The organism is Pseudoflavonifractor sp. An85 (assembly GCF_002161235.1).
Lineage (GTDB): Bacteria > Bacillota > Clostridia > Oscillospirales > Oscillospiraceae > Enterenecus.
Map to the genome: position 1 here is coordinate 36,635 of NZ_NFHE01000011.1, position 23,281 is coordinate 59,915.

Below are 23,281 nucleotides of genomic sequence, written 5' to 3' on the forward strand. Positions count from 1 at the left end.
TGCCATGAGATTGGAATATACCGGACTATCAAACCTCAACGGCTCTCTGGTGGCCCTGGAAGGGGTCTCCGGCGTGTCCTACGATGAGATGGCCGAACTGGTGATGGCCGACGGCTCCCGCCGCTATGGCCGTGTCATTCTCATCGAAGGGGACAAGGCAGTGCTCCAGGTGTTTGAGGGCACCAAGGGGATTTCTCTGGAGAACACCTCCACCCACTTTACCGGCCGCCCCATGGATATGGCCCTGTCCAAGGAGATGCTGGGCCGCGTCTTTGACGGGGCCGGCCGCCCCATTGACGGGCTGGGCGAGCTGTACCCTGACGAGCGGCGCAACATCAACGGCTCTGCCATCAACCCCGTGAGCCGCCAGTACCCCCGCAGCTGCATTTACACCGGCGTGTCCGCCATTGACGGCACGTCCACCCTGATTCGTGGCCAGAAGCTGCCCATCTTCTCCGGCGCCGGTATGGCTCACAACGAGCTGGCCGCCCAGATGGTGCGTCAGGCTCGGGTGGCCGGGGATGACGGAGAGTTCGCCATCGTCTTTGCCGCCATGGGCGTGAAAAACGACGTGGCCGAGTTCTTCCGCCGCAACTTCGAGGAGTCTGGGGCTCTGCCCCGGGTGGCCATGTTCCTCAACCTGGCCTCTGATCCCATCATTGAGCGTATTCTGACCCCCCGCTGCGCCCTGACCGCCGCGGAGTACCTGGCCTTCAACCACGGCTATCACGTGCTGGTGGTGATGACCGACATGACCTCCTACTGCGAGGCCGTGCGTGAGTTCTCCTCCTCCAAGGGCGAGATTCCCTCTCGTAAGGGCTTCCCCGCCTACCTGTACTCCGATCTGGCCTCCCTGTACGAGCGGGCGGGCATGATCGTGGGCAAGCAGGGCTCGGTGACCCAGGTGCCCATCCTCACCATGCCCAACGACGATATCACCCACCCCATCCCAGACTTGACAGGCTACATCACCGAGGGCCAGATCGTGCTGGACCGGAACATGGACCAGTCGGGCGTGTATCCCCCCATCAACATCCTGTCCTCTCTGTCCCGTCTGATGAAAGACGGCATCGGCGAGGGCTACACCCGGGCCGACCACCCCGCTCTGTCCAACCAGCTGTTTGCCTCCTACTCCAAGGTGCAGGATGCCCGCAGTCTGGCCTCCGTCATCGGCGAGGACGAGCTGTCCCCCCTGGACCAGCAGTACCTCCGCTTTGGCCGTGCCTTTGAGCACTACTTCGTCAGCCAGGGCCAGCAGGAGGACCGCTCCATGGATCAGACCCTGGAACTGGGCTGGGCGCTGCTGTCCATCCTGCCCCGGGGTGAGCTGGACCGTATCAGCGACAAGGAGCTGGACGAGCACTACAAGGAAGGAGCCTACGAGTCCCTGGGCGAGCTCTAAGCGCAGATCTGATGGAAAGGGGGTGGCCCCATGGCTGCCGTACTGCCCACCAAGGGCAACCTCATGGCTGCCAAGCGTTCCCGTGCGCTGGCAACCACCGGCTATGAGCTGATGGACCGGAAGCGAAACATTCTGGTCCGTGAAATGATGACATTGATGGAGGACGCCTCTCGCATCCAGCGGGAAATTGACCAGGTGTTCCAGTCCGCCTATATGGCCCTGGCCAAGGCCAACGTGGAGTTGGGCCTGTGTGACCGTATTGCAGAGGGCGTGGAGCCGGACCACAGTCTGGACATTCGCTGGCGTTCGGTGATGGGCGTGGAATTGCCCCATATCCCGGACAACACCCCACCTCTGAGCCCCAGCTATGGCTTTGCCTATACGTCCCCCGCTTTTGACCAGGCTTACATCCAGTTTGCCAAGGTCAAGGATTTGACACGCCGCATGGCGGAGGTGGAGATCTCCATCTACCGTCTGGCTCAGGCCATTAAAAAGGCCCAGAAGCGGGCCAATGCTCTGAAAAACATTGTCATTCCCGACCTGGACAACACCATCCGCTTCATCACCGAGGCGCTGGAGGAAAAGGAACGGGAGGAGTTCGTGCGCTTGAAGGTCATCAAGCGACGCACCGAACAGGGCAAGGGACAGGCCCGGGAGAAAGCTCCCCGCGCCGGTGCCCCATCCGCATAAAACAGCAGCGACCCCTGAACCCGGTATATCGGGTTCAGGGGTCGCTTGTAGTATTCGAAATCAGGAGAGGTCGTCCACCAGGCCGTGGAGAAACTGGGACACCGTGGGGTGGGCGTTGCCACAGCACATATCCGCCACCTGCTCCCCACATCGGGCACAGCACAGGGAGATGGCGGTGCGCATGGCGCTGTCCACCGCCCCCACATTCATGCCAAAAGTGCGGGCCACCTCCGGGTAGAGTCGCTTGGTGGCCATGTCCAGATAGGTGGCATCCTCCTGGATCAGGCGCACGCTGTACACCAGACAGTGGTAGCCCTGATAATTTCCCATTAGCCCTAAGGAGCGCAGTTTGTTCTCAACGTGACGGTCAACCATGGATTTCTCTCTTCTTTCTCTCTGTGTTTCTCTATCATGTTACAGGGAGAGAGGGGGAATGTCAAGAGAGGGTCAGGTCGCCGTCCTTGATCCAGCCCACTCGGCGCAGCACCAGGCCAAAGGCCCAGGTGAGCACGGCGGGGAGGATGAAGCAGATGAGGGCCATGGCCAGCCAGTCCATGCCGGTGATGGCGGCTTTGGCCCCGGTGGCCACGTCGTTGACCCAACCGGCGTACACGCCAATGGGGCCCACCATGCCGCAGGTACCCATGCCCGAGGCCACGCCACCGGCGGGGTCATTCATCTGAAACTGGAACACGCAGGTGGCCAGGGGGCCGGTGATGGCGGAGGTGAGAATGGCGGGCAGCCAGATGCGGGGATTGCGGACAATGTTGCCCATTTGAAGCATGGAGGTGCCCAGGCCCTGGCTGATGAGGCCGCCCCACCGGTTTTCCCGGAAGGAGAGGAAGGCAAAGCCCACCATGTTGGCGCAGCACCCGGCCACGGCGGCGCCCCCCGCCAGTCCGGTGAGTCCGATAGCGGCGCAGATGGCCGCTGAGGAGATGGGCAGGGTCAAAGCGATGCCAATGACCACGGACACCAGAATGCCCATCCAGAAGGGTTGAAGCACTGTGGCCCACTCCACAAACTCGCCCACAGCGGCGGCGGCGGTGCCAATGGCGGGGGCCCACCAGGCGGACAGGCCTACGCCCACCAGAATGGTCACCAGGGGGGTGACCAGGATGTCAATTTTGGTTTCCTTGCTCACCAGCTTGCCCAGCTCGGCGGCGATGATGGCGATGAACAGAACCGCCAGCGGGCCACCAGCTCCGGAGCCGCCGTCCAGGGTGGTGGAACCCAGGGCGTTGGCGGCGTAGCCCACGGTGACCAGGGAAAAGAGCACCAGAGGAGGGGCCTGCAAGGCGTAGCCAATGGCCACCGCCATGGCCGCCCCGCTCATGGCCGAAGCGTAGCCCCCCACCAGCACCAGGGCCTCCAGTCCCAGCTGCTTGCCCAGAGTATTTAATATGGTACCGATGAGCAGAGAGCAGAACAGGCCTTGAGCCATGGCCCCCAGCGCGTCGATGCCGTAGCGTTTGCCCGAAATGATCACATTCTTTCGGGCCAAAAATTCCTTCCATTTGGACATGTGGATTTCCTCCCTTTTTCTATCCATACATGTGTCATGACACCAATGGGTTTTATTATACGCAGTTTTCGCCGCTTGTCAATGTGCATGTTCCACAACATGCCTTGCCAGGGGAAGGGAAAGCGTGCTATACTGGTGTTCCCTGCACAGGGCAGGGGAGCATTACCGAGTTATAAGGAGTATTCCACCATGAATGAGAAGGAAATCGGCGAAATTCGCCGCCGCTTTAAAGATGATCGCAACGCCATTGGCTCCATCCGGGGTTGCTATGTCAATGAGTTAAAACATATTGTCTCCCAGTTCAACCAGCCTCTGTCCATGCTCAGCGAGGATGAGCGGGACATGTTCTTGGGGGTGCTGCGCAAGACTCTTTCGGGCAAGCTGGGGAAAAACCTGCTGCCCATGGAGTTTGAGACCCAGCAAGTGGCCTATGGAGAAGAGCACAAGCTGCTGATGACGGTGCGGGATTCCGCATTGAAGGACGACACCGCCGTGGAGGAGCTGTTCCGCCGCATTGTGGAGACGGTGGAGCTGGAGGGCAGCTATTTGATTTTGCTCATTCAGGACAGCTACGATGTGCCCTACCGGGGCAAGGACGGCAGCCGCCAGGATGACGGAGGCAACGAGGTGTACCGGTACATCATGTGTTCCATCTGTCCGGTGAAGGAGACCAAACCTGCCTTGAGCTACTACATGCGGGAAAACGAGTTCCACAACCGCCAGATGAACCATCTGGTGTCGCCCCCCGCCCTGGGTTTTTTGTTCCCTGCCTTTGACGAGCGCAGCACCAACCTGTATGGGGCACTCTTTTACACCAAGGACACCAAGGCCAGCCAGGAGGCCATGTGGAGCGAGCTGTTCCGCTGCCAGCCGCCCATGCCCGCCCAGGCCCAGAAGGAGACCTTCCAGACCATATTCAGCGAGGCTTTGGAGGGGCAGGGCAGCTATGAGGTGGTGGAAGGGGTCCACCAGCAGCTGCGGGAGATGATGGAGGTCCATAAGGAGAGCCACGAGCCGGAGCCCCTCACCCTGGACCACGGGGAGATGGCGGGGGTGCTGCGCTCCTGCGGCGTGCCCGCCCACTGCGCCGAGGAATTTGGACGCAAGTTCCAGGAGGCCTTTGGGGAGGAGACGGCCATCAACCCCGCCAACGTCATTCAGCCCAAGCAGGTGGAGGTGTCCGCCGCCGATGTGACAGTGCGCCTGCCTGCCGACCAGAGTGACCTGGTGTCCACCCGGGTCATCGACGGGGTGAAGTACATTCTGATCCGCGCCCAGGACGGGGTGCAGGTCAATGGAGTGGACATTGCCATAGAAGAATAACAACAAGGAGGAAGCCGTGGGGCTTCCTCCTTTTCTTGTGCATCTCTACCATGATAAACCGTCGAAGTTTGTCGGATGTATATGAAACTGTAAAACTTCATTTCCCCCCTTGACTTTGGGGGAAAGGGTGCTACAATGTACTTAAATTATTTTATTTAAATAATTTTAAATAAAAACTTTGAAGTAATCAAAAGGAGCTGTCAATATGGATTTCGAGCAGATCAAGGATATCATTGTGGAGACTCTCAACTGTGACGCCGACAAGGTGACCATGGAGGCCCGCCTGGCTGAGGATCTGGACGCCGACTCTCTGGCTGCTGTGGAGCTGTCCATGGCTCTGGAGGAGGCCTTCGGTGTGACCATCGAGGACGAGGCTCTGCCCCAGATGAAGACTGTGGGCGATCTGGTGGCCTATCTGGAGAGCCACCAGGGCTAATCGAAAGAGGGAAAGAAATGGCACCGGTATCCCCGGTGCCTTTTTTCCAAAAGGAGGAGCTATGACCAATCAAGAAATTTACGAGCTGATGGCTCGTTTTGACCAGAGTGGGCTGACCACCCTCAAGGTGACCCGGAAGGACTTCTCCCTGGAGCTGGGCAAGACGGTGACCGTGGCTGCTGCTGCGGTGGCACCGGTGGCCGCTCCGGTGGCCGCCCCTGCCGCTGCCCCTGTGGCAGAGGTGGTGGAAGAGGGCACCTGCATCACCGCCCCCCTGGTGGGCACCTTCTATGCCGCTCCCGCCCCCGGAGCTGACCCCTATGTGAAGCCGGGGCAGAAGGTGAGCCAGGGCGACGTGCTGTGCCTGGTGGAGGCCATGAAGACCATGAACGAGATCAAGGCCCCCTGTGACTGCGTGGTGGAGGAGGTACTGGCCCAGGATGGGGACCTGGTGTCCTTTGGCCAGAACCTGATCCGCTACCGGGAAGGGTGAGAGCATGTTTCGACGCATTCTCATTGCCAACCGAGGCGAAATTGCGGTGCGCATCTTCCGGGCCTGCCGGGAGATGAACATCCAGCCTGTGGTGGTGTACTCCCAGGGGGACGCGGACGCGCTGCATGTACAGCTGGCCGAGGAGGCCTACTGCATTGGCCCCGCCCGGTCTTCCGACAGCTATTTGAATATGGACGCCATCCTCACCGTGGCCCAGCAGACCGGCTGTGACGCCCTCCACCCCGGCTATGGCTTTTTGTCGGAGAACGCCGACTTTGCCGACGCCTGTGCCCAGGCAGGAATCGCCTTCATTGGCCCCTCCGGGGACGTGATTCGCAAGATGGGCAACAAGGCCGCCGCCCGCAAGCTGATGCAGCAGGCGGGGGTGCCGGTGGTACCCGGCTCTGACGGAGCGGTGGACACCCCCGAGCAGGCCAAGGCTCTGGCCGACGAGATGGGCTATCCGGTGCTTATCAAGGCTGCCGCAGGTGGCGGTGGCCGGGGCATGCGCCGGGTGTACGAGCCCGACCAGCTCATTCCCCTGTTCCAGGAGGCGAGAAGCGAGTCCATCGCCTGCTTTGGCAGCGACGAGATGTACCTGGAAAAGCTGATTGTCAACCCCCGGCACATCGAGTTCCAGATCATGGCCGATGCCCAGGGCAACGTCATTCAGCTGGGGGAGCGGGACTGCTCCATCCAGCGGCGCAACCAGAAAATGTTGGAGGAATCCCCCTCCAAGGCCCTTACTCCCGAACTGCGGGAGCGTATGGGGGCGGCGGCGGTGGCGGCGGCCAAGGCGGCCGGATACGTCAACGCCGGTACCATTGAATTTGTCCTCTCTGAAGAGGGAGAGTTCTATTTTATCGAAATGAACACCCGTATTCAGGTGGAGCACCCGGTCACCGAGATGGTCACCGGTCTGGACCTGGTGCGGGAGCAGATCCGGGTGGCCTCTGGGCTGCCCCTGTCGGTGACCCAGGAGCAGGTGCAGCTCCACGGCCACGCCATGGAGTGCCGCATCAACGCCGAGGACCCGGCGGAGAACTTCCGGCCCTGCCCGGGACACATCGACTTTCTTCACCTCCCCGGCGGCTGCGGGGTGCGGGTGGATACGGGGCTGTACTCCGGCTATGACCTGCCCCCCTACTACGACTCCATGATGGCCAAGATCATTGTCCATGCCCCCACCCGGCTGGATGCCATCCGTCGCATGCGTCGGGCTCTGGAGGAGCTGGTCATTGAGGGCACCACCACCAACACCGATCTGCTGCACCAGATTTTGTATCACCCCGACTTTGTTCGGGGAGCTTACCACACCGGGTTTATGGATGCCAATCTGGACACCCTGTTGACCTGGAGCCACGGGGCTGAGGAGGAGAAGAAGGCATGAGTTCCGTATTTCAACGGCGCAGACAAAAGCTGCTGTCCTTAAAGGCCATGCGCAGCGTGTCCGCCTCGGTACACCCCCACAGCAGTGAGGTGTGTTCCCACTGCGGAGGAGAGGTGGCCCACCGGGATCTGGTGGCCGAGGGCTATGTGTGTCCCCTGTGCGGCTATCACCACCCCATTGGAGCCTACTACCGCCTGAGCCAGATTCTGGACCGGGGTACCTTCAAAGAGCTGGACGCGGAACTGGCCTCCGCCGATCCCCTGGATTTCCCCGGCTACCGCCAGAAGCTCACCCAGGCCCAGGGCAAAACGGGCATGAATGAGGGCGTGGTCACCGCCTTGGGCCGCATCGGCGGATACCGGGTGGCGGTGGGCGTACTGGACAGCCGCTTTTTCATGGGCAGCATGAGCGCCGCCCTGGGTGAAAAGGTCACCCGGTTGGTGGAGCAGGCAGCTAAGGCAAAGCTGCCCCTCATCCTCTTTTCCGCCAGCGGCGGGGCCCGGATGCAGGAGGGCATTTTGTCCCTGATGCAGATGGCCAAGACCTCTGCGGCCCTGGAGCGGTTTTCCCGCCGGGGAGGGCTGTACATTTCCGTGCTCACCCATCCCACCACCGGCGGCGTCACCGCCTCCTTTGCCAGCCTGGGGGATATTATGATTGCCGAGCCCGGGGCCCTCATCGGCTTTGCCGGTCCCCGGGTCATTGAACAGACCATCGGCCAGGAACTGCCGGAAGGCTTCCAAAGCGCCGAATACTTACTGGAGCATGGCTTTTTGGACGCTGTGGTGCCCCGCCAGGATCTGCGGGACACCCTGATCCAGCTGCTGAAGCTCCACGGAAAGGCAGGTGCAAACCGGGATGGCTGAGTATACACCCGCCCAGCGGGTTGCCCTGGCCCGCAATACCGCCCGCCCTGGGGTGGTGGACTTTGTCCAGGGACTGCTCACCGACTTTTTTGAGCAGAAGGGGGATCGCCTGTGTGGCGACGACCCCAGTATTTTTGGCGGCGTGGGCCTGTTCCACGGCCGTCCCGTCACCGTCATTGGCCACCGCAAGGGCAAAGACCTGGAGGAGCGGATGGCCTGCCGTTTCGGTATGCCCAACCCGGAAGGGTACCGCAAGGCCGGACGGCTCATGGACCAGGCGGAGAAGTTTGGTCGCCCGGTTATCACCTTCATTGACACCCCTGGGGCATACCCCGGCCTGGAGGCGGAGGCCCGAGGTCAGGGCGAGGCCATTGCCCGGATGCTGGCCAAAATGTCTGCCCTCACCGTGCCCACCATCGCCATTGTCACCGGCGAAGGGGGCAGCGGCGGCGCTTTGGCTCTGGGTGTGGGAAACCGGGTGCTGATGCTGGAAAACGCCGTGTATTCCGTGCTGTCTCCGGAAGGGTTTGCGGCGATTTTATGGAAAGATGCCTCCAAAAGTGACGAGGCCTGCGACGTGATGAAGCTCACCGCCGCAGATCTTCTGGAGCTGGGGGTTATTGACCGGGTCATTCCCGAGCCCGCCGGAGGGGCCCACACCGACGTGGCCGCCATGGTGCGCACTCTGGATGTGGTGCTCCAAGAGGAGCTGGCGGGGCTCAGCCGCATGAGCGCCCACGCCCTGTTCACCGGACGGTACGAGAAATTTCGAGCCATGGGCGCAAAGGCCCTGAGAAAGGAGCGCACATGAGTGGAATAAAATTGCTGGCCACAGGCAGCGCCTTGCCCCAGCATATGATTACCAACCATGATCTGGAGCAGATCATGGACACCAGCGACGAGTGGATTACCTCCCGCACCGGCATCGGTGCCCGACACCACTGCCAGGGAGAGGAGTGCCACACCAGCTTGTGCCTGGAGGCAGCGAAAAAGGCTCTGGAGCGCAGCGGCGTGAAGCCGGAGGAAGTGGGCGTGTGCCTGGTGGCAACCCTCACCCCCGATCACCTGACTCCCGCCACCGCCTGCGTGCTGCAAAAGGAATTGGGGTTCCAGGAGGACGCCATCTGTTTTGACTTAAACGCCGCCTGTTCCGGCTTTGTCTACGCCCTGCACACCGCAGAGTGCCTGCTGGCCGCTTCCCAGCGGAAGTACGGCCTGGTGCTGGGGGCAGAGGTGCTCAGCCGGGTCATTGATATCAATGATCGCAGCACCTACGTGCTCTTTGGCGACGGCGCTGGCGCGGCTGTGGTGGAGTGGCGGGAGGAGTTCCCCTCCATCCATGCCGTGCTGGGCTGCCGGGGGAATGACCAGGTGCTCACCATCCCCGGTGTGAACAAGGGGGTGCCTGCGGTGGTACATATGGACGGGCAGGACGTGTTCCGCTTTGCCGTGGAGGCCCTGCCCCGGTGCGCCCGGGAAGTGGCCCAAAAAGCCGGCATCACCCTGGAGGAGGTGGACCGCTTTGTGCTCCACCAGGCCAACCAGAGAATCATCAACTTTGCCGTGAAGAAGCTGGGGGTAGACCCGGCCAAATGCACCGGAAACATTGCCCATACCGCCAACACCTCCGCCGCCAGCGTGCCCATCCTCTTGGATGAGCTGGTGCAGAAGGGGGAGATTCAGCCTGGTAACAAGGTTTTGTGCGTGGGCTTTGGCGGCGGACTGACCTGGGCCGGCGCGCTGCTGGAAGTGGCTCAGGGTAGGGAAGGAGATACAAAATGAAGTTAAATGAACTGCTGGGAACCGAGTTTCCCTTGATTCAGGGCGGCATGGCCAATATTGCGACCGGTGCCTTCGCCGCCGCTGTGTCCAACGCTGGCGCTCTGGGCCTGGTGGGTGCCGGCGGCTGGGACGGCGAGACCCTGCGGAAAGAGATCCGCATCGCCAAAGAGAACACAGACAAGCCCTTTGGCGTCAACCTGATGCTCATGAATCCCCACATTGACGAGCTGGCCCAAGTGGTGGTGGAAGAGGGTGTGTCCGTCATTACCACTGGCGCGGGCAACCCCGGCAAGTACGTTCCCGCCTGGAAAGAGGCGGGCATCCGCATCTTCCCCGTGGTGGCTGCCCCCATTCTGGCCAAGCGTCTGGAGCGGCTGGGTGTGGACGGCTTCATTGCCGAGGGCACCGAGAGCGGTGGACACGTGGGTGAGATGACCACCATGGCCCTGGTGCCTCAGGTGGTGGACACCGTGTCCGTCCCCGTCATTGCCGCCGGCGGCATCGCCGACGGCCGTCAGCTGGCCGCTGCCTTTGCCCTGGGCGCCTGCGGCGCTCAGATCGGCACCTGTCTGCTGGCCAGTGAGGAATGCCCCATCCACGAGAACTACAAGAAGGCGGTCATGAAGGCCAGCGCCACCGACACCATCGTCACCGGCCGTTCCACCGGCGCCCCCGTGCGGGTGCTGAAGAATAAGATGGCTCGGGAGTATGTGCGCATGGAGAAGGATCACCTGCCCCTGGAGGAGCTGGAGAAGCTGACCCTGGGCTCTCTGCGCCGGGCTGTGTTTGACGGCGATGTGGATACTGGCAGCTTCATGGCCGGTCAGGTGGCTGGCATGGTCCACGAGATCCGCCCCCTGCGCCAGATTTTTGAGGATCTGATGGCAGGCTATGAGAAAACCGTAAAGGAGATGCAGGGATGAGCATTGCCTTTTTGTATGCCGGTCAGGGCAGCCAGCATCCCGGGATGGGCGCTGACCTGTACGAGACCTACCCCCAGTTCCGGGAGATTCTGGATGGGGCAAACCTGGACTTTGATGTCAAGGAAGTCAGCTTCCAGGACAGCCAGGGAGTTTTGAATGAGACCCGGTACACCCAGCCCTGCATGGTGGCCTTTGCCGTGGGCGTGACCAAAATTCTCGCTGACCTGGGCATTCACCCCGACTATGTGGCGGGTCTGAGCCTGGGCGAGTACTCTGCCCTCCAGGCTGCCGGGGTGTTCACCCCCCAGCAGGCCATCTCTCTGGTGGCCTTCCGGGGCAAGGTGATGGCCGAGGCCGCCAAGGGCGTGCCCTGCGGCATGACCGCCGTGCTGGGCCTGGACCGGGAGAAGCTGGAGCAGGCCTGTGAGCAGGCCAGTTCTCTGGGCGTGGTGTGCATCGCCAACTACAACTGCCCCGGGCAGCTGGTTCTCGGCGGCCACCAGGAGGCGGTGGCCGAGGCCGCCCGCCTGGCCAAGGAGATGGGCGCGCGCCGCTGTATGCCCCTGAAGGTCAGCGGCCCCTTCCATACCCCTCTCTTGAAGCCTGCCGGGGACGCTCTGGCGGAGAAGTTTAAGGGCGAGACTTTTGGCGAGATGCAGGTGCCCGTGCTCTTCAACTGCCTGGGCCGGGAAAAGGGAGACAGCGACACCATTCCCGCCCTGCTGGAGCGTCAGGTGCAGTCCTCCGTGTACATGGAGGACACCATCCGTCGCTTGGCTGAGCTGGGCGTGGACACCATTGTGGAAATCGGACCGGGAAAGGTACTCAGCGGCTTTGTGCGCAAGACCACCCCGGACATCAAAACCTATGCCGTGGAGACGGTGGCCGATGTGGAGGCCCTGGTCCAGGCGCTGAAATGAGGAGTATGACCATGTCTTTATACGGAAAAGTGGCCATCGTCACCGGCGGCAGCCGGGGCATTGGCCGTGCCATCTGCCTGGAGCTGGCCTCCCAGGGCGCCAGCGTGGTGTTCTCCTACGCGGGCAACGACGCCGCTGCCCAGGAGACCCTGGCCGCCCTCAAAGAGCTGGGCGTGGAGGCGAGAAGCGTCAAGGGAGATGTCACCGACCCTGAGGCGGTGAAGAACCTGGTGGACACCGCGGTGAAGGAGTTGGGCGGGGTGCACATCCTGGTCAACAACGCCGGGATTACCCGGGATGGTCTGGCCATGACCATGAAGGAAGAGGACTTTGACGCCGTCATCAACACCAACTTGAAGGGCACCTTTTTGTGCATGAAGGCGGTGACCCGGCCTATGATGAAGGGCCGCTATGGCCGCATCATCAACCTGAGCTCGGTGGTAGCCCTGCGGGGCAACCCCGGCCAGGTGAACTACTGCGCCAGCAAGGCCGGTGTCATCGGCATGACCAAGTCCCTGGCCAAGGAGCTGGCCGGACGGGGCATCACCGTCAACGCCGTGGCCCCCGGCTACATCGCCACCGATATGACAGCCGCCCTGCCCGATGCTGCCCGCGAGGCCATGCTCACCACCATTCCCGCCCGTCGGGCCGGAACGCCTGAGGATGTGGCCAAGGCTGTGGCATTTTTGGCCAGCGACGGCGCTGGATACATCACCGGCCAGGTGCTGTCCGTGGACGGCGGCATGGGCATGTGAGCAGAGAAGGAGGATATTATGGGAACCAAACGCAGAGTTGTCATCACTGGTATGGGCACCGTCAACCCTTTGGGCCACAACGTGGCAGACTCCTGGCAGGCTGTGAAAGAGGGCGTGTGCGGTATTGACACCATCACCCTCTATGATGCATCCGACCGCAAGGTCAAGCTGGCCGCCGAGGTCAAGAACTGGGACCCCACCACCGTGCTGGATAAGCGGGAGGTCAAGCACATGGCCCGCTATGCCCAGTTTGCCATGGTAGCCGCCCGGGAGGCTTTTGCCGATAGCGGCCTGGAGAAGGACGAGTTGGACCTGACCCAGTGCGGCGTCATCGTCTCCAGCGGCGTGGGCGGCATCGGCACCACCGAGGCCGAGCAGACCCGCGGACTGGAAAAGGGCTTTGACCGGGTTAACCCCTACTACATTCCCGAGGCCATTGCCAACATGGGCGCGGGCCTCATCGCCATTGACCTGGGCTTCCAGGGCATGTGCACCTGCCCCGTCACCGCCTGTGCCGGCGGCTCCAACGCCGTGGGCGATGCCTTCCGCCACATCCGGGACGGCTACGCCACCGTGATGGTGTGCGGCGGCGCGGAAGCCGCTGTCACCCCGCTGTCCATTGGCGGCTTTACCACCATGCGGGCCCTCCACACCGGAGAGGACAAAAACGCCGCTTCCGTACCCTTTGACGCCCGCCGCAGCGGCTTTGTCATGGGTGAGGGCGCCGGTATCCTGGTGCTGGAGGAGCTGGAGCACGCTCTGGCTCGTGGGGCCAAGATTTACGCTGAGATGGTGGGCTACGGCGTCACCTGTGACGCCTACCACATGACCGCCCCCGCCCCCAACGGGGAAGGCGGCGCTCGGGCCATGGCCCAGGCTCTGGCCGACGGCGATGTAAAGGCCGAGGACGTGGACTACATCAACGCCCACGGCACCTCTACCCCCCTCAACGACTCCGGCGAGACTGCCGCCATCAAGACCGTGTTCGGCGACCATGCCTATAAGCTGGCTGTGAGCTCCACCAAGTCCATGACTGGCCACATGCTGGGTGCGGCTGGCGGCGTGGAGGCCATCTTCACCGCGCTGGCTGTGAAGGAGGACTACATTCCCGCCACCATCAACTATCAGGAGCCTGACCCCGCCTGTGACCTGGACATCGTGCCCAACCAGGGCCGGGAGCAGACCGTGCGCTATGCTCTGTCCAACTCCCTGGGCTTTGGCGGCCACAACGCCTGTGTGCTCATGAAAAAGTGGGAGGATTAAGGCATGATGCAGTATAATTCCAATCAAATTGCAGAAATTATGCCACACCGCTATCCCTTCGCCCTGGTGGATAAGATCGTGGACGGAGAGGAAGGCAAGTGGGCAAAGGGCATCAAGTGCGTCACCGTCAACGAGCCCTTTTTCCAGGGCCACTTTCCCCAGTATCATGTGATGCCCGGGGTACTCATTCTGGAGGCTCTGGCCCAGGTGGCCGGGATCACCGTGCTGTCCATGGAGGAAAACCGGGGCAAGTTGGGCTTCTTTGGCGGCATCAAAAATGCCCGGTTCCGCCGTCAGGTGGTGCCCGGCGACGTGCTGGAGCTGGAGTGCACCATTATCAAGCAGAAAGGCCCCGTGGCTGTGGCGGAAGCCGTGGCCAAGGTGGACGGCAAGGTGGCCGTGAACGCAGAGCTGACCCTGGCCCTGGGAAAGTAACCCATTGCCTTTTTGGTGTGAAATCTGATAGAATAGCAAAAAACAGACAAACACGGAGGCAGCAGGATGTTGGAGGAGAGATTCGGAGCGGTGTATACCAAGTTTAAGCTCCATTTTTACCAGGAGATTTTTGCCCATTTTCAAAATCGAGAAGCCAGTCTCACCACGGTGGAGACCTTTGCCATGGAGACCATTCAGGCCCTGGGCACCCCCACCATCAATGAATTTGCGACCTTTATGCGCATTTCTCCCCCCAATGCGGCGTACAAGATCAACAGTCTGGTGCGCAAGGGGTATCTGACCAAGGTCCAGTCGGAGCAGGATAAGCGGGAATATCACCTGCAAGTGACCCAGAAATACCGGGATTACTACAACATCAGCACCGACTATGTGCGCAAGGTTATGGAGCGCATTCGCCAGCGGTTTACCCCTGAGGACTGCGCCAAGCTGGAGGAGATGCTCACGGTGGTCAGCCAGGAGCTGATGCCCGAAGTGGACCTCCCCGGTGAGATGGGATAAACGTACCATCGAATCATCCAAGGAAAAAGACCCGCCGTCGGCGGGTCTTTTTGGCGTGTCGAAAAAGTTCGACACGCTTCTCGAAAATGCCAGCATTTTCTCGAGGGGGTACAGCCCGCTGCATGTACCCTTGGGTCAGAGGGCGACCCAAGGCCACACTGGCGGGCTGAGATGTGTTTTTCCCGATGCGCATGTCCCCGGGAAAAACAGATTTTGATTGATTTTTCCGCCTAAGGGCGGAAAAATTTTGCTCCAGGGATTTTTGCCTATACAAGAACTTTTGACCTATTTGAATCAATGTCAGTTTTTTGATAGTCTGAAAAAGACCCGCCGTAGGCGGGCCTTTTTTGTACGCGACACAGAGACATAAAATTTGTTTCACTGGTTGACAACCTGTCAATATGATGGTACACTGTGGTGAATTTATCATGGGGAGTTGTGAATTTCCTACAGTTCCATAAAGTTCCATAACGATATAGAATTGGAAATCATGGGAAAGACAGGAGGTGAAAGGAGAAAGGAATGCAGGAGTGTATTCCGTACGACTTACAGTCGTAGCAGCACACAGCTTGTCCCAGCCCGGGCAATCGGAGGGGCGTCTGTTTCGGTTGTCGTTACCCACGTAGTGGGTAGAAAGGGAGAGTTCACATATCATCAAGGAGGTTCAAATCATGAAATTATTCCAACGAGCATGCTCTGTCGTGCTTGGCGCCTGTTTGGCTGCCAGCATGATGCTGCCCGCTGGCGCTGCCAACCAGGTGGAGCAGCCCAAGGAGGACACCACCCCTGCGGTCAGCCAGTATGACAAATCCATTGTCATGGTGGATGCCGGACGTAAGTATTTCTCCGTGGACAGCCTGAAGTCCATCATGGACAGTGCGTCGAAGGCTGGTATGCACTATCTGATGCTGGGTCTGGGCAACGACGGTCTGCGCTTTTTACTGGACGACATGTCCCTGACGGTGGGTGAGAACACCTACTCCAGCGAAGCTGTGGCTGCTGCCATCCACAAGGGCAACGAGGCCTACAGTGATTTTGAGGTGGACGAGCTGACCGAGACCGACATGGACACTCTGTTTGCCTACGCTGCCACCAAGGGCATGGAGATTATCCCCCTGATCAACAGCCCCGGCCACATGGACGCCATTTTGGATGCGGCCGAGGAGCTCACCGGTGTGGACTGCGCCTACGGCACCTCTCAGCGCACCATCGACATCACCAACAAGACTGCCACTGCCTTTACCCAGGCGATGGTGGAGAAGTACATCACCTACTTCGCCGGCAAGGGCTGCACCCTGTTCAACATGGGCTGCGATGAGTTTGCCAACGACGACCCCAGCGTGGGCATGGGCTTCCCCTATCTGGTGGAGAATGGCCAGTACGACGAGTTTATCACCTACGTCAACGAGATGTCCGCGCTGGTCAAGAAGGCCGGCATGACTCCCATGGCCTTCAATGACGGCATCTACTACAACAACATCACCGACCAGGGTACCTTCGACAAGGACATTATCATCTGCTACTGGTCCTCCGGTTGGTGGGGTTATGACGTGGCCAAGCCTCCCTTCCTGGCGGAGATGGGACACAAGATGGTGAACACCCACGGCGACTACTACTGGGTCATCGGCCACGGCAAATGTACCGTGGAGAAGGCCAGCCAGTTTGATATCAACACCTTCATGGGCGGCAACGTGGAGGACCCCGTGGGCGCTATGTTCTGCATCTGGAGCGATGAGCCCCAGGATCAGACCGATGCCAGTGTGGCCCAGGAAGTGGCCGACGTCATTGCTGCCTTTGGCAAAACTCTGCCCGAGACCGCTGAGCGCCACGTCCACGGCAGCGTGACCACCAACGAGTATGACAAGTCCATCGTCATGGTGGACGCTGGCCGCAAGTACTTCTCCGTGGATACTCTGAAGTCCATCATGGACAGCGCCTCTCAGGCTGGTATGAACTACCTGATGCTGGGTCTGGGCAACGACGGCCTGCGCCTGTTGCTGGACGACATGTCCCTGACGGTGGGGGAGAACACCTACTCCAGCGAAGCTGTGGCTGCTGCCATCCACAAGGGCAACGAGGCCTACAGTGACTTCGAGGTGGACGAGCTGACCGAGGCCGACATGGACGAGATCTTCACCTATGCTGCCCTTAAGGGCATGGAGATCATCCCTCTCATCAACACCCCCGGCCACATGGACGCCATTCTGGACGCCGCCGAGGAGCTTACCGGTGTGGACTGCGCCTACGGCACCTCTCAGCGCACCATCGACATCACCAACAAGACCGCCACTGCCTTCACCCAGGCTCTGGTGGAGAAGTACATCACCTACTTTGCCAGCAAGGGCTGTACCCTGTTCAACATGGGCTGCGATGAGTTTGCCAACGACGACCCCAGCGTGGGCATGGGCTTCCCCTTCCTGGTGGAGAATGGCCAGTACGACGACTTTATCACCTACGTCAACCAGGTGGCTACTCTGGTCAAGAAGGCCGGCATGACCCCCATGGCCTTCAACGACGGCATCTATTACGGTGAGACCACCGATCAGGGCACCTTCGACAAGGACATCATCATCTGCTACTGGTCCTCCGGTTGGTGGGGCTATGACGTGGCCAAGCCTCCCTTCCTGGCGGAGATGGGCCACAAGCTGGTGAACACCCACGGTGACTACTACTGGGTGGTGGGCGGCTATCAGTGCGACGCCGACAAGGCCAGCCAGTTCGACATCAATACCTTCATGGGCGGTACTGTAAAGGACCCCGTGGGCGCTATGTTCTGCATCTGGTGCGATAAGCCCCAGGATATGACCGATGAGGAAGTGGCCAAGCAGGTACCTGCCGTCATTTCTGCCTTTGGTGCCACCCTGCCTGAGACCGCCAAACGGAATGTCCACCAGGTGGTGGAGGCCGACAAGGCTGCTCTGAGCCAGCTGCTGGATGAGGCCGGCAAGCTCAACCTGGACAACTACACCGCCGAGACCGTAGCCAACTTCCGGGACGCTCTGGCCAAGGCTCAGGCTGTGATGGATGACACCACCCTGACCGTGCTGGATCAGGATGCGGTGGATGCCGCTGCCCAGGCCCTGCAGAAGGCCATGGACGGACTGGTGGCCGTGGACGTGCCCCAGGTTTCCGATAAGCCTGAGGTGACCGACCAGCCCCAGGCCTCCCTGAAGCCCGATGCCCCGGTGACTTCCACCGGCGACTCTGCCCAGCTGACCCTGTATGTGGTGGTTTTCGCTGCCGCTGTGTGTCTGCTGTCCGGCGCCGCTGTGGTCGCCCGCAAGCACAAAGGCTGATTCATTCCAGCCACAAAAAAGAGGCTGACCGTTAGGCAACGTCCCATAAGGAAGTAAAAAGAATTTTGGTAGGAACCGGCGTGTCAAGTCACGCCGGTTCCGATTCGTTTAAGGACTCCCTTCCAATCTTCAAAGGAATGCGGATTTGCCCCACATAGGTGAAATACAGATCGATTCGCACCTGCTTCCTTCCGTTCTCCCTTGCCGGGCTGTGCACCACGATCCTGCTCACAAGCTCATTGAGGATGGCGGCGTCGAGTTCTGGAATATCCAGGTACTTGTCCACCAGCTTCAGAAACTTGTTTACATCGGAAACCTGCCCGGCCTGTGTTTCAATTTCCCGTTCCAGCACAGCGGCAAGCTGCTCAATCTCTGCCTGCTCCTTCTCATATTGGCGGGATAATTTTAAGTACCGGCTGTCGGACAGCTTGCCCAGCACATTGTCCTCATAGATGTGCTGGATAATCCTGTCCAAATCCTCCATCCGCTTTTTTGCTCCGGAGAGGGCTTTCTGCTTTTCCGCCAGTTCCGCCTTACGGCTTTCCTCGTCCTGCGCCAGCATTTCCAACTTGAAATCCTTCCGGAACATACGGACGTAAGTCAATGTCCGCTGGATAGTCTCCAGTACGATCCGGTAAAGCACCTGTTCCCGGATATAGTGGATTTTGCAGGAGCCGGTGTTGCTCTTGTAATTGGAGCAGACGAAATGATTCTGGCTGTTGTCCTTGTAAGTGTTGCAGGTGCAGAAATATAGCTTTGCTCCGCAGTCGGCGCAGTAGAGCAGACCGGAGAACATGCTGGTTCTTCCTGTTTTTGTCGGCCTGCGTTTGTTCTTCCGCAGTTCCTGCACCCGTTCCCACTGGCCCTTCTCAATGATGGCGGGCTGGGTGTCCTCAAAGACTTTCTGGTTCTCAACCGGGTTTTCCATCCGCTTTTTGAATTTCAGGGACTTGGTATAGGTCTTGAAGTTCACGGTACAACCCGTGTACTCCCGTCGCTCTAATATCCCGGCGACAGATTTTGCGCACCACTGATAAAGATTCTCCGGCATGGTCCAGCCTTTCTGCCTTGCGTGATAGGCGGTGACGGTCAGCACCTTGTCGTCTGTGAGGATTTTTGCGATCTGCATGGGGCCTTTCCCCGCAATGCAGAGGTTGAAGATACGCCGCACCACCTTTGCCGCTCCTTCATCCACAATCCATTTCTTTTTGTCCTGCGGGTCTTTTATGTAGCCATAAGGCGGGTTGCTGGCGATATGCTCCCCGGCTTCGCCCCGCATTTTTACCACCGCCCGGATTTTCTTGCTGGTATCCTTGGCATAATAGTCGTTGAATACATTTTTGAACACCGCAAAATCATTTTCCCCCTTGGCGCTGTCTACATCGTCGTTGATAGCGATAAAGCGGACGTCATAAGCGGGGAAGATGAAATCCTGTAGCCGCCCCATATAGGAATACTCCCTTCCCAGCCGGGACAGGTCTTTGACAATCACAGCGGATACGCTGTAATCCTTCACATATCGCATCATCTCCTGGAACCCCGGCCTCTGGAAGCTGGTTCCAGAATATCCGTCATCTATAAAGAATTGGATATTCCGAAACCCGTGTTCGGCAGCGTATTTGCTCAACAGGGTTTTCTGATTGGTAATGGAATTGCTTTCCCCGTCCAGGGCGTCGTCCTGGCTCAAGCGGCAGTATAATGCGGTAATTTTTTCTGGCTGCTGGTTCATTTGCTTCTCCTTTCTGTTCAGGCAGCCAAGTAAACGGTTGCCCTTATTATAACGCTCCGATTGGCTTTTTGCAGCTATCTTTCCGGTTCTTTCTCTTTCAAATCTTTTTCCATCAGCCGCTTCAGTTTTTTCACGATCCCTTCCGAGCCTTTTTCCGCAAAGTGGGGAATGACCGTGTAGATGGTATTCCTCTCAAAAAAGGGATAGCTGCTGCCGCCAAGGTCAAAATAAAACGCCCCATCCTTGAAGTGCTTTTCCATCCGTTCCCCTACTGCGGGGTCAAAGTCTTTCAGCAGCTCATACAGCTTTTGGTCATCAATCATTGGCGCTCCTCCTTTCTTTAGCTGGCAGATTCAGGGTGATCACAGCCGGTCTGCCAAGCCCCTGTTTCCGGCGGAAGATCAAACCGCAGGATTCCAGTTCATGAAACACCCGTGTTGCCACCTGCCTGCTTCGGCGAAGTTTCGCTTTGGCGTCCTCCACAGTAAAGTACAGACGGATAGTCCCATCTGCTTCGATGTATCCTTTCTTCCTGGAAATCCCCGCCCGGTCTAAAAGCAGGGCGTACAGCACCTTGGCGTCATTGGATAAATCCAGGGGGATAAGGAATCGTGGGAAAATGATATAAGACGAAATATCGGTATCTGTTTTGTATGGAATCATAAATTCTCCTTTCTATCCATCATCGCTATGATAGATAGATTGATATTGACTATTTTGTATTTAACTCTTTTCTTATTAACTACCGTCTAAATCCGGGCTGTCTGACAGGCGGGAAAGCCACGGACTGAAAAACAGGATATGGGCGCTCCAGAGCGTCAGCTTTGCCATGTTCTGAAAAACCAATCCTGGATATTCCCGTTTAGGCAGACAAAATGAAGCGGGAACCTATATGTACTCAGCCTGCTGCCTGTCTGGGGAAATCCCGTTTAGGTCAGGAGCCTGTGCGGACAATTAGAAGCTCGTTCTGGGCGGGCATAAGGATTTATCCCTCTATCCCGTTGACCGGTGCTTGCAAAGCCCGCAGAATCAAGCCTTTTTCGTCTCTAATTGTCCGCAGGCAGCCCGCCTTTTCCGGTCACTGGCTGTTTTCTGCCTGCGGTGAACGATAGCGGCGCAGGACTTGCAGTATTTTGCCCGGTTGGAACCGGGAAGAAAGGATTGTCCGCAGACAGCGCACCGTTTATGTTCTTTCCGATGAAGCAAAGCAGTCACCAGAGGTTCATCCAAAGGCAGGACAGCGGCACGGAACCAGTTGCACAGCAGAAAGTAGGAAATGCTTTGCACGCAAACGCATTCTTCTCCATCGTCAAGGGCAAGGCAGTTCCCGCTCTCATAGTTGCAGCACTGATGGACTAGCTTTCTAGCTCTGCGGTATTGGGAGTAGGTCATCACGGGGATTTTCTCTTTGATTTCTATCACCTCCTTTTGGACGGTCAAAACACACTCTTCTATTTATCCGTACATTTTGACAGCAAAATGACGCCCCCTTTTGAAAATAAATTTGAGATAGCTCAAAATCCCTCTCATATATCCGTATATTTTCGAGGGAATTATTGCGTGGACAAACACAAAAATACCCTTCTAATAGTCATTTCATTTTGAGGGGATTTTTACGGGGGGTTCAGCAGAAAAATTTAAAAATACCTCTCTATTAGTCGTGACATTTTTAAGGGTGTTTTTATAGGTGTTTTCGCAAAAAAAATACCACCATGGCCGTTTCAAGCCATGATGGCATTCCTCAGATTTCAAATTTATAGCCGACGCGGCAGATAATGAAACTGGAAGAAACAAAAATTCTACGCCAGTTTCCAGCTTTGGCTTTCCGTCTGTAGCTTCACCATTCGGGCATACAAGCCGTTTTGCTTTAACAATTTTTCCGGTGCGCCTTCTTCGGCCACGGTTCCTTCAGAAAGCACCACGATTTTGTCTGCTCCGGCTACGGTGCGCATCCGGTGAGCAATCACCAGTACGGTCTTATCCGCGATTAGACGGGAGAGGGCAGTTTGAATCAAGGTTTCATTCTCCACATCCAGCGAAGCGGTGGCTTCATCCAACAGAATAATCGGCGCGTTTTTCAGGAAAGCTCGGGCAATGGAAATCCGCTGCCGTTCGCCGCCGGAAAGCTCGCAGCCATTTTCTCCAATGTTGGTATGCCAGCCATCCGGCAGCTTTTCGGCAAATTCGTCCACATTGGCAAGTTTTGCAGCGGCTAAAACCTGTTCATCGGTTGCGTCCTTATTCCCAATTCGTATATTCTCCAGAATGGTATTGTCGAACAGGGTAACGTCCTGAAATACAATGGAGAACAGGGAAAGCAGCGTCTCCGGGTCAATTTTGGAAATATCCATGCCTCCCACGGTGATCTTTCCCCGGCTCACATCCCAAAATCTTGCAGCCAACCGGGAAACCGTTGTTTTGCCGCCGCCAGAGGGCCCTACCAAGGCCGTGACTTCGCCCTGTTTTGCGGTAAAGGAAACATCTTTCAATACGGTTTCTCCTGTGTTATAGGCAAAGCCTACATGGTAGAAGGTAATGTCATAGCCTTTGTTGGAAAGTCTGTTTTCTCCCTGCTGAATCGGATGATCGAGGATTTCATTCATGCGGGCGATATTAGTGCGGGTGCTGATAACCGCCGCCAGATTTTGCAACGCCCCTTGCAGCGGATCGTAGAGCCGTGAAACAACCAGCAGGAACAGGAAGAAGGTCAGCACATCGAGACTGCCTGCTATCAGCAGAACCGAGCCTGCCAGCGCAACGGTGGCAATTCCCAGCTTTAATATGAGTGAAGCGGATACCACAAAGGCCGCCAACCCAAACTCATTGAGAATGGAACGATGTTCCACGGCGCGGATTTTCTTTTCCAAGCCTTTCAGATATTCTGCTTCGGCGTTGTTGGCTTTTAAGTCGCGCACAGTTTCAATGCACTCTTGAATCCCGTCGGCGCAGGCCATCTTTACATCCATCGCTTTCTGATTGAGCCGTTCCTGCACCTTTGCGGAGAAGCCTACAATAGCAAAGGCAACCGGCAACACCCACAGCGCCGCTAATGCCATGCGCCAGTCAAACGCCAAAAGGCTAATGGAAATTAAGACAGTGGAGATGATGGAGCCTGCCAGTTCCGGTATAAAGTGAGAAAAACTCTGCTCCAAAAAGGTGCAGTCGGCCATGATGGTGCTGGTGAGATCCGCCAAATCCTTTTTTCCAAAGAAGGACAAGGGAATTTTCCGCAGCCGTTCGGCCAGCGTAATCCTCCGCACTCCGCTTTCCGTATAGGTGGCAAAATAGGTGGCGTTGTACTGAAAGTAAGTGGTAAGCAAGATCAAGCCAATGCACACCACGCAGCCGATGATATAAAAGATAATTTTTTCACCGGGTACGCCGCCATTCATCAAATCGCCTACTAAAAAATACAAGAGGCCCACCGGGAACATAAAGGAAAGATTTTGAAGAACGCAGGCCAGACAGCCTTTCACCAAATCTTTCGCCCCCTGCTCGGAAAGGGCATATCGCTTTTGAAGCCTTTTAATCACT

23 protein-coding genes are annotated in these 23,281 nt (G+C 58.2%); 16 read left to right on the top strand and 7 right to left on the bottom strand.

Annotated features, from left to right (window positions below):
* The first annotated feature begins 4 nt into the window (after positions 1–4).
* Positions 5–1,402 carry a V-type ATP synthase subunit B gene (locus B5G37_RS06950; RefSeq protein WP_087255852.1) on the top strand — a complete coding sequence of 466 codons (1,398 nt, stop codon included), beginning with the start codon at positions 5–7 and terminating at the stop codon, positions 1,400–1,402.
* Between the two features lie 30 nt (positions 1,403–1,432).
* Positions 1,433–2,092 (top strand): V-type ATP synthase subunit D, encoded by a 660-nt coding sequence (locus B5G37_RS06955; RefSeq protein ID WP_087255854.1) that lies wholly within the window; start codon positions 1,433–1,435, stop codon positions 2,090–2,092.
* 60 nt (positions 2,093–2,152) lie between these two features.
* Here the strand turns inward: B5G37_RS06955 and B5G37_RS06960 are convergent, their stop codons facing one another.
* Together B5G37_RS06960 and B5G37_RS06965 are read right to left on the bottom strand one after the other, a co-directional pair.
* A complete protein-coding gene (locus tag B5G37_RS06960; protein ID WP_087255855.1) occupies positions 2,153–2,467 on the bottom strand; it encodes a sporulation initiation factor Spo0A C-terminal domain-containing protein in 315 nt (104 codons plus the stop codon).
* A gap of 61 nt (positions 2,468–2,528) precedes the next feature.
* Positions 2,529–3,617 carry a PTS sugar transporter subunit IIC gene (locus tag B5G37_RS06965; RefSeq protein ID WP_087255857.1) on the bottom strand — a complete coding sequence of 363 codons (1,089 nt, stop codon included), beginning with the start codon at positions 3,615–3,617 and terminating at the stop codon, positions 2,529–2,531.
* 189 nt (positions 3,618–3,806) lie between these two features.
* On the opposite strand from B5G37_RS06965, the gene B5G37_RS06970 reads away from it, so the two are divergent.
* From B5G37_RS06970 to B5G37_RS07040, 14 genes are all read left to right on the top strand, one after another.
* Entirely contained in the window at positions 3,807–4,940 is a 1,134-nt protein-coding gene (locus tag B5G37_RS06970; protein ID WP_087255859.1) for a DUF4317 domain-containing protein, read from the top strand.
* 205 nt (positions 4,941–5,145) lie between these two features.
* A complete protein-coding gene (gene acpP, locus B5G37_RS06975) occupies positions 5,146–5,376 on the top strand; it encodes an acyl carrier protein (protein ID WP_087255862.1) in 231 nt (76 codons plus the stop codon).
* Positions 5,377–5,437: 61 nt separating this feature from the next.
* Positions 5,438–5,869 (top strand): acetyl-CoA carboxylase biotin carboxyl carrier protein, encoded by a 432-nt coding sequence (accB, locus tag B5G37_RS06980; RefSeq protein WP_087255864.1) that lies wholly within the window; start codon positions 5,438–5,440, stop codon positions 5,867–5,869.
* A gap of 4 nt (positions 5,870–5,873) precedes the next feature.
* Positions 5,874–7,259: an acetyl-CoA carboxylase biotin carboxylase subunit gene (gene accC / locus B5G37_RS06985; protein ID WP_087255867.1), complete on the top strand. Its 1,386-nt coding sequence runs from the start codon at positions 5,874–5,876 to the stop codon at positions 7,257–7,259.
* On the top strand, positions 7,256–8,125 hold the full coding sequence (gene accD / locus B5G37_RS06990) for an acetyl-CoA carboxylase, carboxyltransferase subunit beta (protein WP_087255869.1): 870 nt from the start codon (positions 7,256–7,258) through the stop codon (positions 8,123–8,125). The genes accC and accD overlap by 4 nt, the downstream gene beginning before the upstream one ends.
* Entirely contained in the window at positions 8,118–8,936 is an 819-nt protein-coding gene (locus tag B5G37_RS06995) for an acetyl-CoA carboxylase carboxyltransferase subunit alpha (RefSeq protein WP_087255871.1), read from the top strand. Before accD ends, B5G37_RS06995 begins: the two co-directional genes overlap by 8 nt.
* On the top strand, positions 8,933–9,907 hold the full coding sequence (locus B5G37_RS07000) for a beta-ketoacyl-ACP synthase III (RefSeq protein WP_087255873.1): 975 nt from the start codon (positions 8,933–8,935) through the stop codon (positions 9,905–9,907). Before B5G37_RS06995 ends, B5G37_RS07000 begins: the two co-directional genes overlap by 4 nt.
* Entirely contained in the window at positions 9,904–10,830 is a 927-nt protein-coding gene (locus B5G37_RS07005) for a nitronate monooxygenase (RefSeq protein WP_087255875.1), read from the top strand. Before B5G37_RS07000 ends, B5G37_RS07005 begins: the two co-directional genes overlap by 4 nt.
* Entirely contained in the window at positions 10,827–11,750 is a 924-nt protein-coding gene (gene fabD / locus B5G37_RS07010) for an ACP S-malonyltransferase (protein WP_087255877.1), read from the top strand. The genes B5G37_RS07005 and fabD overlap by 4 nt, the downstream gene beginning before the upstream one ends.
* An 11-nt stretch (positions 11,751–11,761) precedes the next feature.
* Positions 11,762–12,505 carry a 3-oxoacyl-[acyl-carrier-protein] reductase gene (fabG, locus tag B5G37_RS07015; protein WP_087255879.1) on the top strand — a complete coding sequence of 248 codons (744 nt, stop codon included), beginning with the start codon at positions 11,762–11,764 and terminating at the stop codon, positions 12,503–12,505.
* An 18-nt stretch (positions 12,506–12,523) separates the two neighbouring features.
* Positions 12,524–13,768: a beta-ketoacyl-ACP synthase II gene (gene fabF / locus B5G37_RS07020; protein WP_087255881.1), complete on the top strand. Its 1,245-nt coding sequence runs from the start codon at positions 12,524–12,526 to the stop codon at positions 13,766–13,768.
* Between the two features lie 6 nt (positions 13,769–13,774).
* The gene (gene fabZ, locus B5G37_RS07025; protein ID WP_204217892.1) at positions 13,775–14,203 is read left to right on the top strand and encodes a 3-hydroxyacyl-ACP dehydratase FabZ; all 429 of its coding nucleotides are present in this window, start codon (positions 13,775–13,777) and stop codon (positions 14,201–14,203) included.
* 66 nt (positions 14,204–14,269) lie between these two features.
* Positions 14,270–14,722, top strand: a complete 453-nt coding sequence (locus B5G37_RS07030) for a MarR family transcriptional regulator (RefSeq protein WP_087255884.1) — start codon at positions 14,270–14,272, stop codon at positions 14,720–14,722.
* 671 nt (positions 14,723–15,393) lie between these two features.
* The gene (locus tag B5G37_RS07040; protein ID WP_087255888.1) at positions 15,394–18,018 is read left to right on the top strand and encodes a family 20 glycosylhydrolase; all 2,625 of its coding nucleotides are present in this window, start codon (positions 15,394–15,396) and stop codon (positions 18,016–18,018) included.
* Between the two features lie 88 nt (positions 18,019–18,106).
* On the opposite strand, the gene B5G37_RS07045 is transcribed toward B5G37_RS07040, so the two are convergent.
* The 5 genes from B5G37_RS07045 to B5G37_RS07065 form a co-directional block, all read right to left on the bottom strand.
* Positions 18,107–19,747, bottom strand: coding sequence for a recombinase family protein (locus B5G37_RS07045; protein ID WP_021658777.1), 1,641 nt, complete (start codon positions 19,745–19,747; stop codon positions 18,107–18,109).
* A 74-nt stretch (positions 19,748–19,821) separates the two neighbouring features.
* Positions 19,822–20,070 (bottom strand): hypothetical protein, encoded by a 249-nt coding sequence (locus tag B5G37_RS07050; protein WP_087255889.1) that lies wholly within the window; start codon positions 20,068–20,070, stop codon positions 19,822–19,824.
* The gene (locus tag B5G37_RS07055) at positions 20,063–20,410 is read right to left on the bottom strand and encodes a replication initiator protein A (protein WP_022789415.1); all 348 of its coding nucleotides are present in this window, start codon (positions 20,408–20,410) and stop codon (positions 20,063–20,065) included. Before B5G37_RS07055 ends, B5G37_RS07050 begins: the two co-directional genes overlap by 8 nt.
* 366 nt (positions 20,411–20,776) lie before the next feature.
* Positions 20,777–21,139 (bottom strand): cysteine-rich VLP domain-containing protein, encoded by a 363-nt coding sequence (locus tag B5G37_RS07060; RefSeq protein ID WP_079700404.1) that lies wholly within the window; start codon positions 21,137–21,139, stop codon positions 20,777–20,779.
* Between the two features lie 407 nt (positions 21,140–21,546).
* Positions 21,547–23,280, bottom strand: coding sequence for an ABC transporter ATP-binding protein (locus B5G37_RS07065; RefSeq protein ID WP_087255891.1), 1,734 nt, complete (start codon positions 23,278–23,280; stop codon positions 21,547–21,549).
* Between the last annotated feature and the right edge of the window lies 1 nt (position 23,281).

Excerpts from the sequence above, each read along its gene's own strand:
- B5G37_RS06950 (WP_087255852.1), top strand. The coding sequence starts at position 5 with ATGAGATTGGAATATACCGGACTATCAAACCTCAACGGCTCTCTGGTG.
- B5G37_RS06955 (WP_087255854.1), top strand. The coding sequence starts at position 1,433 with ATGGCTGCCGTACTGCCCACCAAGGGCAACCTCATGGCTGCCAAGCGT.
- B5G37_RS06960 (WP_087255855.1), bottom strand. The coding sequence starts at position 2,467 with ATGGTTGACCGTCACGTTGAGAACAAACTGCGCTCCTTAGGGCTAATG.
- B5G37_RS06965 (WP_087255857.1), bottom strand. The coding sequence starts at position 3,617 with ATGTCCAAATGGAAGGAATTTTTGGCCCGAAAGAATGTGATCATTTCG.
- B5G37_RS06970 (WP_087255859.1), top strand. The coding sequence starts at position 3,807 with ATGAATGAGAAGGAAATCGGCGAAATTCGCCGCCGCTTTAAAGATGAT.
- acpP (WP_087255862.1), top strand. The coding sequence starts at position 5,146 with ATGGATTTCGAGCAGATCAAGGATATCATTGTGGAGACTCTCAACTGT.
- accB (WP_087255864.1), top strand. The coding sequence starts at position 5,438 with ATGACCAATCAAGAAATTTACGAGCTGATGGCTCGTTTTGACCAGAGT.
- accC (WP_087255867.1), top strand. The coding sequence starts at position 5,874 with ATGTTTCGACGCATTCTCATTGCCAACCGAGGCGAAATTGCGGTGCGC.
- accD (WP_087255869.1), top strand. The coding sequence starts at position 7,256 with ATGAGTTCCGTATTTCAACGGCGCAGACAAAAGCTGCTGTCCTTAAAG.
- B5G37_RS06995 (WP_087255871.1), top strand. The coding sequence starts at position 8,118 with ATGGCTGAGTATACACCCGCCCAGCGGGTTGCCCTGGCCCGCAATACC.
- B5G37_RS07000 (WP_087255873.1), top strand. The coding sequence starts at position 8,933 with ATGAGTGGAATAAAATTGCTGGCCACAGGCAGCGCCTTGCCCCAGCAT.
- B5G37_RS07005 (WP_087255875.1), top strand. The coding sequence starts at position 9,904 with ATGAAGTTAAATGAACTGCTGGGAACCGAGTTTCCCTTGATTCAGGGC.
- fabD (WP_087255877.1), top strand. The coding sequence starts at position 10,827 with ATGAGCATTGCCTTTTTGTATGCCGGTCAGGGCAGCCAGCATCCCGGG.
- fabG (WP_087255879.1), top strand. The coding sequence starts at position 11,762 with ATGTCTTTATACGGAAAAGTGGCCATCGTCACCGGCGGCAGCCGGGGC.
- fabF (WP_087255881.1), top strand. The coding sequence starts at position 12,524 with ATGGGAACCAAACGCAGAGTTGTCATCACTGGTATGGGCACCGTCAAC.
- fabZ (WP_204217892.1), top strand. The coding sequence starts at position 13,775 with ATGCAGTATAATTCCAATCAAATTGCAGAAATTATGCCACACCGCTAT.
- B5G37_RS07030 (WP_087255884.1), top strand. The coding sequence starts at position 14,270 with ATGTTGGAGGAGAGATTCGGAGCGGTGTATACCAAGTTTAAGCTCCAT.
- B5G37_RS07040 (WP_087255888.1), top strand. The coding sequence starts at position 15,394 with ATGAAATTATTCCAACGAGCATGCTCTGTCGTGCTTGGCGCCTGTTTG.
- B5G37_RS07045 (WP_021658777.1), bottom strand. The coding sequence starts at position 19,747 with ATGAACCAGCAGCCAGAAAAAATTACCGCATTATACTGCCGCTTGAGC.
- B5G37_RS07050 (WP_087255889.1), bottom strand. The coding sequence starts at position 20,070 with ATGATTGATGACCAAAAGCTGTATGAGCTGCTGAAAGACTTTGACCCC.
- B5G37_RS07055 (WP_022789415.1), bottom strand. The coding sequence starts at position 20,410 with ATGATTCCATACAAAACAGATACCGATATTTCGTCTTATATCATTTTC.
- B5G37_RS07060 (WP_079700404.1), bottom strand. The coding sequence starts at position 21,139 with ATGACCTACTCCCAATACCGCAGAGCTAGAAAGCTAGTCCATCAGTGC.